This is a genomic window from Methylorubrum populi, assembly GCF_002355515.1.
GTDB classification, from domain to species: Bacteria; Pseudomonadota; Alphaproteobacteria; order Rhizobiales; family Beijerinckiaceae; genus Methylobacterium; species Methylobacterium populi_A.
This window is the reverse complement of the sequence record NZ_AP014809.1, coordinates 2,568,747-2,584,211: the sequence shown is the minus strand read 5'-3', so window position 1 is coordinate 2,584,211 and position 15,465 is coordinate 2,568,747. Positions and strand designations below refer to the sequence as shown.

The 15,465-nt window shown below is 70.2% G+C and carries 14 protein-coding genes; 7 read left to right on the top strand and 7 right to left on the bottom strand.

Annotated features, from left to right (window positions below):
• Positions 1-11: 11 nt before the first annotated feature.
• The 4 genes from MPPM_RS11895 to MPPM_RS11880 all read right to left on the bottom strand — a co-directional run bounded on the left by MPPM_RS11895 (position 12) and on the right by MPPM_RS11880 (position 3,293).
• A complete protein-coding gene (locus MPPM_RS11895) occupies positions 12-1,157 on the bottom strand; it encodes an O-antigen ligase family protein (protein WP_096487818.1) in 1,146 nt (381 codons plus the stop codon).
• 68 nt (positions 1,158-1,225) lie between these two features.
• Positions 1,226-1,822 carry a DUF2059 domain-containing protein gene (locus tag MPPM_RS11890; RefSeq protein ID WP_096485246.1) on the bottom strand — a complete coding sequence of 199 codons (597 nt, stop codon included), beginning with the start codon at positions 1,820-1,822 and terminating at the stop codon, positions 1,226-1,228.
• A gap of 41 nt (positions 1,823-1,863) precedes the next feature.
• The gene (gene rpiA, locus MPPM_RS11885; protein ID WP_096485245.1) at positions 1,864-2,574 is read right to left on the bottom strand and encodes a ribose-5-phosphate isomerase RpiA; all 711 of its coding nucleotides are present in this window, start codon (positions 2,572-2,574) and stop codon (positions 1,864-1,866) included.
• 200 nt (positions 2,575-2,774) lie between these two features.
• Positions 2,775-3,293, bottom strand: coding sequence for a hypothetical protein (locus MPPM_RS11880; RefSeq protein ID WP_432419848.1), 519 nt, complete (start codon positions 3,291-3,293; stop codon positions 2,775-2,777).
• A 183-nt stretch (positions 3,294-3,476) separates the two neighbouring features.
• Here MPPM_RS11880 and gph point away from each other — a divergent pair, with 183 nt between their 5' ends.
• The 3 genes from gph (at position 3,477) to MPPM_RS11865 (ending at position 6,210) form a co-directional block, all read left to right on the top strand.
• Positions 3,477-4,178, top strand: coding sequence for a phosphoglycolate phosphatase (gene gph, locus MPPM_RS11875; protein WP_096487817.1), 702 nt, complete (start codon positions 3,477-3,479; stop codon positions 4,176-4,178).
• Between the two features lie 290 nt (positions 4,179-4,468).
• A complete protein-coding gene (locus MPPM_RS11870) occupies positions 4,469-5,134 on the top strand; it encodes a hypothetical protein (RefSeq protein WP_096485243.1) in 666 nt (221 codons plus the stop codon).
• Positions 5,135-5,214: 80 nt separating this feature from the next.
• The gene (locus MPPM_RS11865) at positions 5,215-6,210 is read left to right on the top strand and encodes a DUF4424 family protein (RefSeq protein ID WP_096485242.1); all 996 of its coding nucleotides are present in this window, start codon (positions 5,215-5,217) and stop codon (positions 6,208-6,210) included.
• Positions 6,211-6,220: 10 nt separating this feature from the next.
• Here MPPM_RS11865 and MPPM_RS11860 read toward each other — a convergent pair whose 3' ends face one another.
• Positions 6,221-7,462: an argininosuccinate synthase gene (locus MPPM_RS11860; RefSeq protein WP_096485241.1), complete on the bottom strand. Its 1,242-nt coding sequence runs from the start codon at positions 7,460-7,462 to the stop codon at positions 6,221-6,223.
• Between the two features lie 183 nt (positions 7,463-7,645).
• Here MPPM_RS11860 and MPPM_RS11855 point away from each other — a divergent pair, with 183 nt between their 5' ends.
• On the top strand, positions 7,646-8,272 hold the full coding sequence (locus MPPM_RS11855) for a 2-hydroxychromene-2-carboxylate isomerase (protein ID WP_096485240.1): 627 nt from the start codon (positions 7,646-7,648) through the stop codon (positions 8,270-8,272).
• A gap of 50 nt (positions 8,273-8,322) precedes the next feature.
• Here the strand turns inward: MPPM_RS11855 and MPPM_RS11850 are convergent, their stop codons facing one another.
• Together MPPM_RS11850 and MPPM_RS11845 are read right to left on the bottom strand one after the other, a co-directional pair.
• Positions 8,323-10,275, bottom strand: a complete 1,953-nt coding sequence (locus tag MPPM_RS11850) for a putative bifunctional diguanylate cyclase/phosphodiesterase (RefSeq protein WP_096485239.1) — start codon at positions 10,273-10,275, stop codon at positions 8,323-8,325.
• A gap of 380 nt (positions 10,276-10,655) precedes the next feature.
• Positions 10,656-11,963 (bottom strand): MFS transporter, encoded by a 1,308-nt coding sequence (locus MPPM_RS11845; RefSeq protein WP_096485238.1) that lies wholly within the window; start codon positions 11,961-11,963, stop codon positions 10,656-10,658.
• A gap of 240 nt (positions 11,964-12,203) precedes the next feature.
• Between MPPM_RS11845 and rlmH the strand changes: the two genes are divergently transcribed.
• Genes rlmH through MPPM_RS11830 form a run of 3 tightly spaced genes read left to right on the top strand, consistent with a single transcriptional unit; the run spans position 12,204 to position 15,420 of the window.
• On the top strand, positions 12,204-12,701 hold the full coding sequence (rlmH, locus tag MPPM_RS11840; RefSeq protein WP_096485237.1) for a 23S rRNA (pseudouridine(1915)-N(3))-methyltransferase RlmH: 498 nt from the start codon (positions 12,204-12,206) through the stop codon (positions 12,699-12,701).
• On the top strand, positions 12,698-14,098 hold the full coding sequence (locus MPPM_RS11835; protein ID WP_096485236.1) for a murein hydrolase activator EnvC family protein: 1,401 nt from the start codon (positions 12,698-12,700) through the stop codon (positions 14,096-14,098). Before rlmH ends, MPPM_RS11835 begins: the two co-directional genes overlap by 4 nt.
• Positions 14,098-15,420 carry a S41 family peptidase gene (locus MPPM_RS11830; protein ID WP_096485235.1) on the top strand — a complete coding sequence of 441 codons (1,323 nt, stop codon included), beginning with the start codon at positions 14,098-14,100 and terminating at the stop codon, positions 15,418-15,420. The genes MPPM_RS11835 and MPPM_RS11830 overlap by 1 nt, the downstream gene beginning before the upstream one ends.
• Positions 15,421-15,465 lie beyond the last annotated feature (45 nt).

Below are 15,465 nucleotides of genomic sequence, written 5' to 3'. Positions count from 1 at the left end.
CTCGGTCTCGCTCATACGCTTTCGTATGCGGGCCGCGCGCACGCCGCCGCCCGCAGCCATGTGATGGCCGCCCCGCAGCCCGCCGTCCACCACCCCTGCCACGCGCCGTGCTCGACGAACATCACCGCCACCGCCGCGCCCAGCAATCCGAGTGCCGCGGCGAACAGGAGCCGCGGCAGGGCCGCCGCCGCGCGCAGCGCCAGGAAGGCGACGAGAGCGGCCAGCGCCGCGCCGACGAGGCCGAGCTCGGACCAGATCTGCAGGAAGCTGTTGTGCGGGTGGCCGACGGCCAGCATCGCCCGCATCTCCGGTTCGAGCGCCTGCGCCGCCGGGACCTCGGCGAAGCGCAGCCCCATGCCGTAGCCGGATCCGATCCACGGCGCCTGGGCCACCGCGGCGCCGAAGCTCTGGGCGATGGCAACCCGCGCCCGCGACGAGCTCTGCGTCAGCCGCTCATGCGCCGCCTCCGGCATCAGCCGATGGAGGATGTCGCCTTCGACCGGCGCCAGGGCGAAGGCGAGGGCGAGGGTCAGCGCCGCCAGCGTCAGGGCCACCGGGCGGGACGCCAAGCGCCCGACCGCGAACATCACGCCGCCCGCGAGCAGCCCGAGGAGGGCCGCGCCGCTGATCGAGCGCAGGATCGCCAGGGCCGCAACAGCGACGAGCGCCCCGGCCGCGAGGCGCTGGCCGCGCAGGGCGAGGAAAGCGGTCAGCGGTCCGGCGAGCAGCAGCAGCGTCAGCAGCGGGCGGTTGAACATGAACAAGGCGACGCGCTGGCCGAGCCAGGCCTGCGGCGCGAGCCCGAGGGCGAGGCTTGCCACGATGTAGAGGCAGGCGGCGGCGAGCAGGCCGGCCCCGAGGGGCAGCGCCCAAGGCGGCAGCCGGGCCGGCGCGAGCCGGGCGAGAATCGCCGCAGCGGCGAGCGTCGGCAGGAATTCGGACAGGACCCGTCCCCACAGGCCGGGAAACGGAGTCCAGGCCAGCGAGACGAGACACCAGCCGAGGAAGGCGAGCGCGGCCAGACCGAGGGGCGAGCGCAGCGGCCCGATCAGCAGCGAGGCGGCGCGTCCGCCGTGCTCGGCGACGGCGCCGGCGAGGAACAGCAGGGCGGCCACGCCGACGACGAGCGGGCTCGACCGGTTGGCCACCGCCATCATCGGCGCCACCAGCGCCAGGGCGACGGCGCCGGCCGCGTAGAGGCGCGGCGCCGCGGCGGTGCCGGCGATCACTGGAGCTGGTGGCCGCGCTTGCCCATCTCGGCGCGGGTGCGGACCATGACGTATTCCGAGACCTCCTGGGTCCAGTCCTGCATGGCGCCGACCATGTCGTCGAGGATCTGCGGCTGGGTCTCGACGTAGCGCTTGCCCGCGGGCGAGCGGAAGAAGGCGACGATATCCTTCAGCTCGGCCTCGGTCAGGCGCTTGGCGTAGATGCGCGCGGCGATGTTGATCAGCCGCTGCTTCTGCAGCTCCATCTCGGGATCAAGGCTCTTGAGCACCTCGTCCAGATCCTTGGCGAGATCGGGCCGGGTCACCGCGTTCTTGCGGATCTGATCGGCCATGGTCGGGATGATCGAATCGAAGGAGCGGGCGATGCCGGAACTCAGCATCACCTCCCGGGCGAGCGCGAGATGGGAGGGGCTGACGTCCGGCTCCGGCGCGGGCGCGGGCGGCGGGGTGGCGCCGGGCTTCGCAGTCGGCTTCGGAGACGCGGCCGGGGGCTTGGCCGCCGGCTGCTGCGCGTGCGCCACCGGCACGAGCACGGCCTGCGACACCAGGGCCGCGAGGAAGGGGCCGCTCAGGGCAGCGAGACGGAGAACCATGCGGGAGAAGCTCCGAAGAGGGAAAAGAGTGCGGCCGAAGGTCAGAGGCGGCCGAGAACGCTGACCACGGCCGTGTCGCCCTGGGCCTCGGCGAGGATGGCGGCGTCGGCTATGCCAAGGAAAAGGCCGTGTTCGACCACGCCCGGCACCGCCCAGAGCCGGGCGGACAGCGCCTCCGGATCGGGGATGCGGCCGAGCCGCAGGTCGAGGATGGCGTGGCCGCCGTCCGTCAGGACGGGCGCACCGGACGCGTCGAGGCGGCGCATGACCTCGCCCGCGCAGCCGGCGCCCGCCACCGCCGCCTCGACGGCGCGGGTGGTGGCCCCGATGCCGAACAGGTTCACCTCGACCGGCAGCGGGAAGGCGCCCAGAGTCTCGACCCGCTTCGAGGCGTCGGCGATCACCACCATGCGGCGGCTCGCCACCGCGACGATCTTTTCGCGCAGCAGGGCGGCGCCGCCGCCCTTGATCAGGCGCAGGTTCCCGTCGACCTCGTCGGCGCCGTCGATGGTGAGATCGAGTTCGGGCAGCTCTTCCAGCGTCGCGAGCGGGATGCCCTCGCGCTCGCAGGCGATGCGGGTGGCCTCAGAGGTCGGCACTCCGGTGACGGTGAGTCCCGCGCGCACGCGCTCGCCCAGCAGGGCGATGAAGGCCGCCGCCGTGCTGCCCGTGCCGATGCCGAGGCGCATTCCGTCCTCGACCAGGGGGATCGCGCGCTCAGCCGCCGCCCGCTTCAGGTCCGGCGCGCTCACGACACGATCTCGGGAATCGAATTCATCGGCTGCATCGCACCGTCGAATCTGGGGCGGGTCGGGAGGCAGGCCCTAGCACGCCTCCCCGCCGACGCGAAAGCCGGGCGGCGGAAGCACGATCGGGCCGCGCGACGGGCCCGTCCGTCTTGCCGCCGCCGCTTGCCGCCACTCGCCGCGGGCCGCCGGGCTCCCCGCCGCCGTCAGGGCCGCGTGCCCTGCGGCGGCGTGGCGCTCGGACCGGCGCGGCCGGGGGCCGGACCGGTCGCGGCGGCACCGGCGCCGCTTGCGGTGCCGGCGGGCGGCGGGACGGCCTGCTCGGTGCAGACCACGAGTTCCTGGCGGATCTGCACGTAGCAGGCGCTGGTTTCCCCGGTGCGGTAGTTGACCCGGTAGATCCCCGACTCGCGGGCGTGGCGCGAGGCGATCAGGCCGTACTCGCCCGGCGTCTGCGGGCCGGCCCCCTCGCCGGCGGCGAAGCACAGGGTGACGCCGACGCTGTCGTCGCGCAGGCCGTACTGGCAGGAGGTGACCTCGCCGTTGGCGCGGTCGATCCGGTAGATCCGGTTCAGATCGACCGCGGGCGCGGCCACGAACTCGTAGGGACCGGCAGCCTCGGCGGCCACCGGCAGGAGAACCAGGGCCGCGACGAGCAGGCGGGGCGACAGACGCGGAAGGCGAGGCCGAAGGGTCCGGGACAAGGAACACATGGTGCGGGACATCGTATCTGTTGCGGGGCGTTGAGCGACGAATCGAAGGCGGCGCGATCAAGCACCCGTTCCGTGGCGGAGCTTGGGCAGAGAGGCAACACTGAGTGTCCGCGCTAACCGGCCATCAACCGCCAGGGTTGATCGTAGGGAAGACGACCGCTAGCCAGCTTGACAATGGAACGCACCGGGACGCCGATGACCGTGAACAGCTCCCCGATCGTCGTGTTCGATCTCGACGGCACCCTCGCCGAGACCGCGGGCGACCTGATCGGCACCCTCAACGTCATCCTCGCCCGCGAGGGGCACGCGCCGCTTCCCCTCGAACAGGCCCGCGACCTGCTCGGCGCGGGCGCGCGCGCCCTGATCCAGCGCGGCTTCACCGTCGCCGGCGCGAGCCTGACGCCGGAGCGGCTGGAAACGCTGTTTCACGACTTCCTCGCCTATTACGGCGACCATCTCACCGACAATTCGTATCTTTTTCCCGGCGTGGTCGAGGCGCTCGACCGGCTGGAGGCGGCGGGCTTCCGCCTCGCGATCTGCACCAACAAGGTCGAATCGCACGCGGTGGCCCTGCTCGAAGCGCTGGGCATCGGGCAGCGCTTCCACACGATCGTCGGCAAGGACACCTTCGCCTTCTCGAAACCCGATCCGCGCCACATCACTCTGACGGTCGAGCGCGCCGGCGGTGATCCGCAAAGCTGCGTGATGGTCGGCGATTCCAAGGCCGACGTCGCCGCGGCAAAGGCCGCCGGCATCCCGGTCGTCGGCGTGACCTTCGGCTACACCCCCGTGCCGATGCGCGACCTCGCGCCCGACTGGATCATCGATCATTTCGACGCCCTGCCCGAGGCGGTCGACGCCCTCCTCGCCCGCGAGAGCGTGAAGCCGGCGGCCTGATCCGTCCAGGGCGATCGCCTGAAAGCAATCGCCCTGTTTTTGCTGGCCTCAATCGCCGGCGCCCGCCTCCGCGGGCTTAAGCCTTCGCTCCGCTCGATGCTTTCAGGCCTAACGTCCTGAAAAGCCCGCTTCGCGCGACGCTTTTCGCGCCGCGAAGCCGTTCAAGCGGCTTCGAGCCGCGGCCTTACATAGAATCGCTCCACGGCTTGCACCCGCGCGGACGCTGGGCCACTGAGCGTCGCGACGGGGGCTTCAACCGCCCCGCAGGGCGCGAGAGGCAGACCGGCGACATGAGCGAGACGGACACCTTCGACCTGACGCTGGAGCGCATCGCGCTGATCCGGCGGATGGTCGTAGCCTGGAACGGCGCGGAGGCCGGCGCGCCGATGATTCATCCAGACGCACCCTACGGCAGCACCGACCGCGATGGCGACATCTTCAACGTCACCGGCGACGACGAGGGCGCGGACGAGGAGCACCGGGCGATGGGCGACGCGCTCTGCGTGTTCCTGCAGAACGCCGTGCTGAAGCCCGGTCGCTACCAGTATCACAACCCGCTGGCCAAGCTCGATACGTCCGATGTCTTCGACGTGTTCCGCGACGAGGCTACCGGCGAGACGCCCGAGCACATCACCTTCGAGGTGACCGACGAGCACCTGCGGCTGCTGCCGCGGCTCAGCCTCGAATGGGACGACGCGTACGACGTGCCGGGCGTCGATCCGAAGCGGCCCTACGGCCACATGACGTGGTTCACGGTGGAGATGGCGGTCCATCTCGGCGAGCCGCCCGAGAAGGACGCCGACGGCCGGGCCATTCTGACGGACGAGCAGGAGAACCGCCTGGAGCGCCTGCACCGCGAGATGCAGCCGGCGATGCAGATTTTTCTGCGCTACGGTGATCTCGGGCCGGGGCTCTTCCGGCAGCCCGAGGGCACGATCGGCTGGGAGCCGGCCTGACGGCGCGCGATACCTCTTTGCGAATCGCTGCCGCCTAACAGCGGCAGCGCCATGCAGCGGTTCCGAAGGGGAGCGGTCGGATGAGGCGAGGATGGTCTGCGGGAACGGGGCCGGGCGCCCTCCTCCTGGCGCTGGCTTTGTCAGCCTCACCGGCACGGGCAAACGACAGCGCGGCAACTCTCGACGCGGGCGGCCTCGTTCTGGTGCGCGATACCGAGATCGAACTGGCGAGCGAGGATCTTCGCATCGCCATCGACCGCATCGACGTCGATTACGCGTTCCGCAACCGCTCGCAGGCACCGCGCACCCTGCGCCTCGCCTTCCCGCTTCCTCCGATCGACGGAGCCGAGCTTTCGTTCAGCGCGCTCTCGCTGCCGGTCCGGGGGAGCGCCAACTTCGTCGGCTTCACGGTCAAGGCCGACGGCAAGACCATCGAACCGGCCCTGGAGGAGCGCGCCTTCCACGGCACGCAGGAAGTGACGGAGCGCCTCAAACGGCACGGTCTCCCGCTCAACCCCCTGCGGCGTGAGGAACTGGAGACGGCGCTCAAGCGGCTCTCGCCCGCCGACCTCCAGGCCCTGCACGGCGCCGGTCTGCTGTCCGACGCGACGCCGGACGCCGGCGCGCAGTGGCGCAGCGAGGCCAAGTTCCATTGGGAGCAGGTCTTTCCGGCGGGCGCGGAACTGCGCATTTCGCACAGCTACGCGCCTGTGGCCGGCAACTGGTTCCTCTCGCCCAAGGAGGCCGCGACGCGCGAGTTCCGGGCGCGCTACTGCCTCGACGATGCCGGCTTGGCCGGGATCCGGCGCCTCGCCGCGGCGAGGCCGGAGGGCTACACCCGCGCCTTCGAGGTGCCCTACATCGTCACAACGGCCCGGAACTGGGCCGGTCGCATCGGTCGCTTCACCCTGACGGTGGACAAGGGCCGGGCCGACGCTCTGGTCAGCTTCTGCCGACAGGGCGTGCGCAAGACGGGTCCGACCACCTTCGTCTGGGAAGCCCGGGACTACGCCCCGGATTCCGACCTGCGCGTGCTGCTCGTCTCGAACGATCCCGCCTTCCTGGGGGATCGCTGAGGCGCGGGGCTCAGCCCTCGCGCTTCTTGCGCTGCGCCAGCGTGCGCAGCCGCAGGGCGTTGAGCTTGATGAAGCCGGCCGCGTCGCGGTGGTCGTAGGCGACGGCGCCCTCCTCGAAGGTGACGAGGTCCTGATCGTAGAGCGAGTGCGGGCTCGTCCGGCCGATGACGTGGACGCCGCCCTTGTAGAGCTTGAGCCGCACCTCGCCGGTCACCTTCTCCTGGCTCTTGTCGATCAGCGCCTGGAGCATCTCGCGCTCCGGCGAGAACCAGAAGCCGTTATAGATCAGCTCCGCGTATTGCGGCATCAGCTGGTCCTTGAGGTGGGCGGCGCCGCGATCCAGCGTGATCGATTCGATGGCGCGGTGGGCCGGCAGCAGGATGGTGCCGCCGGGCGTCTCGTACATGCCGCGGCTCTTCATGCCGACGAAGCGGTTCTCGACGAGATCGAGCCGGCCGATGCCATTGGCGCGGCCGAGTTCGTTCAGCCGCGCCAGCAGGGTCGCGGGCGAGAGGCGCTCGCCGTCGATGGAGACGGCGTCGCCCCGCTCGAAGCCGATGGTGATGACGGTCGGCTGATCCGGCGCCTCCTCCGGGGACACCGTGCGCGAATAGACGTAATCCGGCACCTCGACGGCGGGATCCTCCAGCACCTTGCCCTCGGAGGAGGCGTGCAGGAGGTTGGCGTCGACCGAGAACGGGCTCTCGCCGCGCTTGTCCTTGGCGATCGGGATCTGGTGCTGCTCGGCAAACGCGATGAGCTGCTCGCGGGAGCGCAGGTCCCATTCGCGCCAGGGGGCGATCACCGTCACGTCGGGCTTGAGCGCGTAGTAGCCGAGTTCGAACCGGACCTGATCGTTGCCCTTGCCGGTGGCGCCGTGACAGACCGCATCGGCGCCGACCGCTTCCGCGATCTCGATCTGCTTCTTGGCGATCAGCGGCCGGGCGATCGAGGTGCCGAGCAGGTAGACGCCCTCGTAGACGGCGTTGGCCCGGAACATCGGGAAGACGTAGTCGCGGACGAATTCCTCGCGCAGGTCTTCGATAAAGATGTTTTCCGGCTTGATGCCGAGCAGCTCGGCCTTGCGGCGAGCCGGCTCCAACTCCTCGCCCTGGCCGAGATCGGCGGTGAAGGTCACGACCTCGCAGCCGTAGGTGGTCTGAAGCCACTTCAGGATGATCGAGGTGTCGAGCCCGCCCGAATAGGCGAGAACGACCTTCTTGACGGATTTGTTCGGGCTGGCGTCGGACATGGTGTAGGGCTCGGGCAACAGGGTGCTGGCGGATTAACAGCGGAGGCGCGCGGCGCGCAACCGGCGGGGCGGCATGCCCGTTGCCTCGTTTCCGATCCGGCCCGTCCCGGAGTGCCCCGGACGGGCGCAACCGGCGGCACGACGACCGAGACGAGCGGACGAGACGACCCGGAGAACCGACGAATGCCGCGGCGAGCGACCCTGGAATTCTGGTACGAGTTCGCCTCCACCTATTCCTACCTCTCGGCCATGCGCATCGAGGCGCTGGCCGAGGCAGCCGGCGTGGAACTGCGCTGGCGGCCCTTCCTGCTCGGACCGATCTTCGCGACGCAGGGCTGGACCAACTCTCCGTTCAACCTCTACCCGGCCAAGGGCCGCAACATGTGGCGCGACCTCGATCGCGAGGCCGCCCGGTTCGGGCTGCCGCCGGTGACGCGCCCGAACCCGTTTCCGCAGAATTCCCTGAGCGCGGTGCGCGTGGCGACCTACGGCACCGATCAGGACTGGCTGGTGCCGTTCTCGAAGGCGGTGTTCGAGACGAGCTTTGCCAAGGGCGGCTCCATCGCCGAACCGGCGGCGGTCGGGCGCATCCTCGATTCGCTCGGCCTCGACGGCACCCAGATCCTCAAGGCGGCCGCCTCCGAGGCCAACAAGTCCCGCCTGAAGGTCGCGGGCGAGGAGGCCCGATCCCGCGGCATCTACGGCGCGCCGAGCTTCCTCACCGGGGATGGCGAGCTGTTCTGGGGCAACGACCGCCTAGAGCAGGCGCTGGCCTGGGCCGCCGGTGAGCGGCCGGACGGATTGCGGTGACGGAGCGGGGATGACGGGACGGCGATGACGCGTCGCGCCCGGCTCCCCCCTCAGATGGCGGCCGGCTCGCCCGGCCCGGTCATCGCCGCGAGGCGCTGGAGCAGTTCGGTGATCGGCTGCGGCAGGCCGATCAGGTAGCCCTGCACGTAGCGGCAGCCGTGGCGGCGCACGGCGTTCAACTGCTCCATGGTCTCGATTCCTTCGGCGATGCCGTCCAGCCCGAGATTCTGGCACAGGTCGAGGATGGTGCTCACGACGCTGCGGCCGAGATCGGACTCGACGTCGGCCATGAAGCCGCGGTCGATCTTGATCCGGTCGAGCGGCAGGCGGTGCACGTAGTTGAGGCTCGAATAGCCGGTTCCGAAATCGTCCAGCGCGATCTTGATGCCGAGCGCACGCAGCAGCGTGATCGCGCGCTGCGCCCCCTCGAAGTCGCGCATCAGCGCCGTCTCCGTCAGTTCCAGGGTGATCCGCCGGGGATCGAGCCCGCTCTGGCGCACCGCCGCGAGGATGGCGATGACGGTCTCCGACGAGGCGAGGTCGTGCGAGGAGAGGTTGAACGACAGACCGATCTCGGGCGGGAGCCGGGCGGCGTCGGCGAGCGCCTTGCGCAGGAGAAGCAGCGTCACCGAGTGGATCATGCCGCATCGCTCCGCCACGGCGATGAAGCGGTCGGGCGGCACGCGCCCGAGCTTCGGGCTCGTCCAGCGCGCCAGCGCCTCGACCGTGGTGATGCGGTCCGTCACCGTGTCGAGGATCGGCTGGTAGTGCATCTCCATCTCGGCGGCGAGATCCGCGCTCTGCAGCGCCGTCTCAACCGCGCGCGCATCCCGGATCGCGTCCTCGTGCTCCTGCGAGAACAGCGTCATGGAACCCCGCTTCCGCTCCTTGGAATGGTAGAGCGCGTAGTCGGCCCGGTCGAACAGCGCGTCCGCAGCGCGTCCGGCCTGCGGATAGAGCGCGAGGCCGCCCGAGCATCCCGGCACGACCTGCGTGTCACCGAGCGAGATCGGCGCGCGCAAAGCCGCGCAGATCCGGTCGCAGAGATCCGCCACCTCGTCCGGTCGGGCAGCGGCGTGGATCAGCACGCCGAACTCGTCGCCGCCGAGGCGCGCGATCGTCATGCCGCTGCCGGCGAAGGCCTCGAGCCGGCGCCCGGTCTCCTCCAGCACCCGGTCCCCGGCGGTATGGCCGAAGGTGTCGTTGATCGGCTTGAAGCGGTCGAGGTCGAAGATGGCGAGGGCGAAGGCGGCACCGTTGCCGGCCGAAGCGGCGATCAAGGCATCGAGACGCTGGAAGAAGTAGCGCCGGTTGGGCAGCCCGGTCAGGCTGTCGGTATGGGCCAGACGCTGGTTCTCCTCGCTCAGCCGCTGCGCCTCGGCCTTGGACGCGACCAGCTGGAGAAAGGCCAGAAAGTTGTTGGTGAGGATGCGCACCATCACCACGGTGACGAAGGCCGTGTTGAGCGCGATCGCGATGAAGACGCTGTTCCCGCTGGTGAAGCAGTGGATCAGGAACACGCCCATGACGATGACGGTCACCAGGAAGGCCGCCAACGGGAGATGCGTCAGGCAGAAGATGCAGGCGATGACGGTGATCGCAACGAAGATCGCGACGTGACCCTGCTCGAACGGTCCGCCATATGCGTTGAGCATCATCGCCCAGCCGACGAAGACGACCGAGAACAGGACGGTGAGCAGGCTCGTTGCGCGCATTCGCTTCAGGGCTGCGGGACCGGCGATGTCCTGCGGCTGCATGCGCCACCAGTGCACGGCGCGGAACGCGCACAGAGCGATCATCGGCCCGGGCAATCCGACCGTCAGCCAGGCCGGAGCAAAAGGGTAATGGGTGAAGGCGAGCGCGCAGGCATTGACGGAGAGCAGCGCGTAGAGTGACGGGACCTGCTTCTTCAATTCCATAAGCTGACGGGTGCAGGCCTCCGGATCCGTGTAACCCGGCACAATCCCACTCAACAGTTCTCTGCGCCCGTGGATGAATTTCATCGTATCTTACCGAAACCCGGACGCCGACCCGCCAACACGTTTCGCGTGTATCCTTCCCAGGAAGATGCACTAGGTGCGAGACCTCCTAAGATTCCATTTCATCGAAAGAACAGAGATCTCCAATAGGCTGCCGCGGAGCGACGATTCGATCCGTCAGAAGCGGAATCTATTCCGCACCGCCCCGACGATATGGTGATTGCGGGCAGGGTGTCCGCCTGAACGACGCGGAGACTGGATCGGCCGGCTCGTGCGGCCCCCGACCGGGCCCGCAGCCGCCGTCCCGAAGGGATCCGCCGGATCGGGGATGAGCCCATCGTCCTGAACGACAGAGAACGACGGAGCAGGTCACGACGCTCGGCTCCGGACGGAGCCGGGCCGGCTCAGCCGCGCACGGTGTCGACATGGATGTCGCGGCCGCGCGTCTCCGGCAGCAGGAAGGCGGCGAGCGTGCCGACGAGGCTGAAGGCGGCGAGATAGTAGGCCGGAGCCATCCGGTCGCCGGTGGCGGCGATGAGCCAGTTCACGACGTAGTTGGTGCTTCCGCCGAAGATCGAGACCGAGAGGGCGTAGACGATGGAGAGCCCGGCGCTGCGCACCGCCCGCGGCAACGCCTCCGGGATGCCGACGATGACCGCCGCCGCGTTGATCGAGGACAGGGCCGAGAGCAGGAAGGTCACGGCGTAGACGCTGAGCGCGCTCGGGCTGCCCAGCATCCACAGGAAGGCGGGCACGGCGAGCACGAGGATCAGCGCCCGGGGCCAGATCATCACCGGACGCCGCCCGAACCGGTCGGCGAGCCAGCCGCCGAGGAGCGGGAAGATCACAGAGGCCAATCCCAGCGCGATCGGCACGGCGTTGGCCGCCATCTCCGAGAGGCCGAGCGTCGCCCCGGCATAGACCGGCATGTTGGTGCCCACCGCGTTCGAGACGGTGGAGGCGGCGATGACGAGGAAGGTCAGGCCGAGCATCCGCCCGTGCCGGCGCAGCAGCCGGCTCAGCACCGCGCCCGTCGAGTCGGCCGCCGCGGGGTCGTGCCCCTCCCCCGCCGTCTCCGGCAGGTGGCTGCGGATCACGAGACCGACCGGCACGACGAGGAGGCCGAGGCCGAACATCAGCCGCCAGCCCCAATCGGCCATGGCCGCATCCCCCAGGATCAGCGTCAGCACCGTGGCGAAGAGGCCCGCGAACAGGGCGGCGCAGCCCTGGCTCGCGATCTGCCAGCTCGCGACGAAGCCGCGGTGGCGGGCCGGGGCCGCCTCGATCAGGTAGGCGGTCGAGGGTCCGACCTCGCCGCCGAGCGCCAGCCCCTGGATCAGCCGCCCGGCGATGACGATCACCTGCGCCCAGCCGCCGATCACCGCCGTGCCGGGGCAGGCCGCGAGCATCAGCATGCCGACGGCCATCAGCGCGATGGTGATGAGCATGGCCGGCTTGCGCCCGGCCCGGTCGGCGAAGGCGCCGATCAGCACGCCGCCCACGGGCCGCATCACGTAGCCGATCCCGAACAGCGCGAGCGAGGCGAGCAGGCTGTCGGTCGGGCTGTCCGAGGGGAAGAAGGTCGCGCCGATCGACTTGGCGAAGAAGGCGTAGATCGTGAAATCGTAGAATTCGAGGGCATTGCCGAGCACCACGGCTCCCACGGCCTTGCGGTCGAGGCGCGGCGGCGCGGCGCGGGCGGGCGAGGGCATCGGTCGTCCTGTCGTGAGATCCCGGACGGAGGCGGCGCGGGCGGCCGGGTCCGGGCAAGGGTCGTCGGTTGCGGGCGGCAGGTAGGTCGCCACCGCCGTGTCGCCACCCCTGCGGGATCGCGCGCTCGATGCGCCGCCACCCGTTGCCGGCCACGTTTTTTTGAGCGGGCCGGCTCCCGGTCCCCGGCCCGATCGTGCTATCGGGCGCCGAGACCTCGTCCGCGGAACTGTCCACGCCCCTTGCGCCTGCTCGTCGTCGCCATCGGACGCCTGAAGAACGGGCCGGAGCGGGATCTCGCCGCCCGCTACCGCGAGCGCGCGGTCGCGCTCGGCAAGAGCCTCGGCGTCACGGCCTGCGACCTCATCGAGATCCCAGAATCCCGCGCGCGCCGGTCCGCCGACCGCATCGCCGAGGAGGCGGCGGCGATTCTGGCCCTCGTACCGGCGGATGCGGCGGTGATCGCCTGCGACGAGCGCGGTCGTTCGGATTGGCCGAGCGAGCGGATCGCGGACAAGATCGGGAACTGGCGCGATGCGGGCCGGAGCAGCCTTGTCCTCGTCGTCGGCGGGGCCGACGGCCTTCACGAGAGCGTGCGCGCGCGGGCCGACCATATTCTCGCCTTCGGAGCGGCGACACTGCCGCACGGTCTGGTGCGCGTGCTCGCCCTCGAGCAGGTCTACCGGGCTCTGACCATCCTGGCCGGGCACCCCTATCACCGGGGCGATCCCGAGGCATGAGACCGCCGGTGACCGCCAACCCGAGGCCCGCGACGATCCTGGCTGCCCCCGCCTGCCTGCTGGCCTGCCTGCTGGCCTGCCTCTTGGCCTGCCTCGCGCTGCCCGTGCGCGCGCAGACCCCGCCCGATCCCGAGACGATGCGGCGCACGCAGGAGGAGCGCGACCGGCGCGCCCAGAGCCTCCGGCAGATCGAGGAGGCCCTGGCGGCCAGCGCCGGCAGCCGGACCGCCCTCGAAGCCGAGATCGCCGCCATCGGCTCCGACCGGACCAAGCTCAGCGCCGCCCTGCTCGATGCCGGGCGGCAGGCCCAGGCCACCGAGGACCGGATGAACCGGCTGGAGGAGCGCCTGCGGGCGCTCACCGACAGCGACGCGGCGATCCGCAAGTCGCTGGAGGCGCGCCGAGCGGTCATCGCCGAGATCCTGGCCGCGCTCCAGCGGATGGGCCGGCGCCCGCCGCCGGCCGTGCTGGTGCGCCCCGAGGACGTGCTCGCAGCGATCCGCACCTCGATGATGCTCGGCGCCGTGGTGCCGGAGCTGCGCGGCGAGGCGGACACGCTGGCCGGCGACCTCACGGAACTGGTGCGGGTGCGCGGCCTCATCGCCGCCGACCGCGAGGCGCTGAAAAAGGATCTCGCCGGCTGGGCCGCCGAGCGCCAGCGCCTCGATGCGCTCATCGCCGCCCGCCGCAGCCGGCAGGCGCAGGTCGAATCAAGCCTCACCGCCGAGCGTCAGAAGAGCGCCGAGCTCGGTGCCCAGGCAAAATCCCTCAAGGATCTGGTGGACCGGATGGAGGGCGAGCTGTCGAGCGCCCGCCGGGCCGCCGACGAGGTCCGCGCCGCCGCTGAGCGGGAGCAGCGGGCGATCCAAGAGAAGTTCGCCGCCGCCGGGGCCCGCGACCCGGCGCGGCTCGCGCCGAAGGTGAAGTTCGCCGAGGCCCGCGGCGATCTGCCCAGGCCGGTGAGCGGCGCGCTGCTGCGCGGCTTCAACCAGCCCGACGGCCAGGGCGGCACCACCCGCGGCATCTCGTTGCGGGCGCGGCCGAAGGCGGTTGTGTCCTCGCCCGCGGATGGCTGGGTCTCCTTCGCCGGCCCCTTCCGCTCCTACGGCCGACTCTTGATCATCAATGCGGGCGACGGCTACTATCTGTTGCTCGCGGGGATGGATCAGATCAACGTCGAGGTCGGCCAGTTCGTGCTGGCGGGCGAACCGGTGGCCGTGATGGGCGAGGGCAGCGGCACCCCGGCAAGCACGCCGCCGAATGTGACGCAGGCTGCGTCACAGAGGGACGATGATCGCAGTGATCCCGTCCTGTACGTCGAGTTCAGGAAAGACGGCGGCTCCATCGATCCGGAGCCGTGGTGGGCGAAAAGTTCCAGCGAGAAGGTTCGCGGATAATGCGCAAAGTGTCCCTCGTGTTGCTCGGCGCGGCCCTCGGCATCGGCGCCTCGGCCCTGTCGACCCAGACCCAGCTCCTCTCCGGCACGAGCGCCATCGCGGCCTCGGCGGAAACCTACCGGCAGCTGAGCCTGTTCGGCGACGTGTTCGAGAAGGTGCGGACCGACTATGTCGAGAAGCCCGAGGAGTCGAAGCTGATCGAGGCGGCCGTCAACGGCATGCTGACCTCGCTCGACCCGCATTCGAGCTACATGGACGCGAAGGCCTTCCGCGACATGCAGACGACGACGAAGGGTGAGTTCGGCGGCCTCGGCATCGAGGTCACCATGGAGGACGGCCTGATCAAGGTCGTCTCGCCGATCGACGACACGCCCGCCTCGAAGGCCGGCCTGCTCGCCAACGACATCATCACCCAGATCGACGAGGATCAGGTCCAGGGCCTGACCCTGAACCAGGCCGTCGACAAGATGCGCGGTCCGGTCAATTCCACGGTGAAGCTGAAGATCTCCCGCAAGGAGGCCAAGGATCCGATCGACGTCTCGCTGACCCGCGACATCATCAAGATCCGCCCCGTCCGCTCGAAGGTCGAGAGCGGCGATGTCGGCTACGTTCGCCTGACCCAGTTCAACGAGCAGACCTACGACGGCCTCAAGACCGCGATCGACAAGCTCCAGAGCGAGATCGGCGGCGACAAGCTCAAGGGCTACGTGCTCGACCTGCGCAACAATCCCGGCGGCCTGCTCGATCAGGCGGTGATGGTCTCCGATGCCTTCCTCGACCGCGGCGAGATCGTCTCGACCCGTGGCCGCAACCCCGACGAGACGCAGCGCTTCTCGGCCAAGGCCGGGGATCTCGCCAAGGGCAAGCCCATCGTCGTGCTGGTGAACGGCGGCGCGGCCTCGGCCTCCGAGATCGTGGCCGGCGCCCTGCAGGATCACAAGCGCGCGACCATCATGGGCACGCGTTCCTTCGGCAAGGGCTCGGTGCAGTCGATCATCCCGCTCGGCGGCCAGGGCGCCCTGCGCCTGACCACCGCGCGCTACTACACGCCGTCCGGCCGCTCGATCCAGGCGAAGGGCATCGAGCCGGATCAGGAGGTGCTGCAGGAGGTGCCCGACGATCTGAAGGGCAAGGACGAGACCAAGGGCGAGGCCGGCCTGAAGGGCCACCTCAAGCAGAAGGACACCGAGGAGCGCGGCGGTTCCTCGGCCTACATCCCGCCGGACCCGGCTAAGGACAAGCAGCTCATCGCCGCGGTCGACTTCCTGCACGGCATCCAGAAGGGTGCGGCCAACGTGACGAAGCCCGCCACCCAGAACTGATCGTGTTACCCGCGGCGGCCTTTGCCGCGCGGGTTAGCGAAAGAT

Coding starts and splice junctions, on each gene's coding strand:
- MPPM_RS11895 (WP_096487818.1), bottom strand. CDS start 1,157: ATGATGGCGGTGGCCAACCGGTCGAGCCCGCTCGTCGTCGGCGTGGCC.
- MPPM_RS11890 (WP_096485246.1), bottom strand. CDS start 1,822: ATGGTTCTCCGTCTCGCTGCCCTGAGCGGCCCCTTCCTCGCGGCCCTG.
- MPPM_RS11880 (WP_432419848.1), bottom strand. CDS start 3,293: ATGTCCCGCACCATGTGTTCCTTGTCCCGGACCCTTCGGCCTCGCCTT.
- gph (WP_096487817.1), top strand. CDS start 3,477: ATGACCGTGAACAGCTCCCCGATCGTCGTGTTCGATCTCGACGGCACC.
- MPPM_RS11870 (WP_096485243.1), top strand. CDS start 4,469: ATGAGCGAGACGGACACCTTCGACCTGACGCTGGAGCGCATCGCGCTG.
- MPPM_RS11865 (WP_096485242.1), top strand. CDS start 5,215: ATGAGGCGAGGATGGTCTGCGGGAACGGGGCCGGGCGCCCTCCTCCTG.
- MPPM_RS11860 (WP_096485241.1), bottom strand. CDS start 7,462: ATGTCCGACGCCAGCCCGAACAAATCCGTCAAGAAGGTCGTTCTCGCC.
- MPPM_RS11855 (WP_096485240.1), top strand. CDS start 7,646: ATGCCGCGGCGAGCGACCCTGGAATTCTGGTACGAGTTCGCCTCCACC.
- MPPM_RS11850 (WP_096485239.1), bottom strand. CDS start 10,275: ATGAAATTCATCCACGGGCGCAGAGAACTGTTGAGTGGGATTGTGCCG.
- MPPM_RS11845 (WP_096485238.1), bottom strand. CDS start 11,963: ATGCCCTCGCCCGCCCGCGCCGCGCCGCCGCGCCTCGACCGCAAGGCC.
- MPPM_RS11835 (WP_096485236.1), top strand. CDS start 12,698: ATGAGACCGCCGGTGACCGCCAACCCGAGGCCCGCGACGATCCTGGCT.
- MPPM_RS11830 (WP_096485235.1), top strand. CDS start 14,098: ATGCGCAAAGTGTCCCTCGTGTTGCTCGGCGCGGCCCTCGGCATCGGC.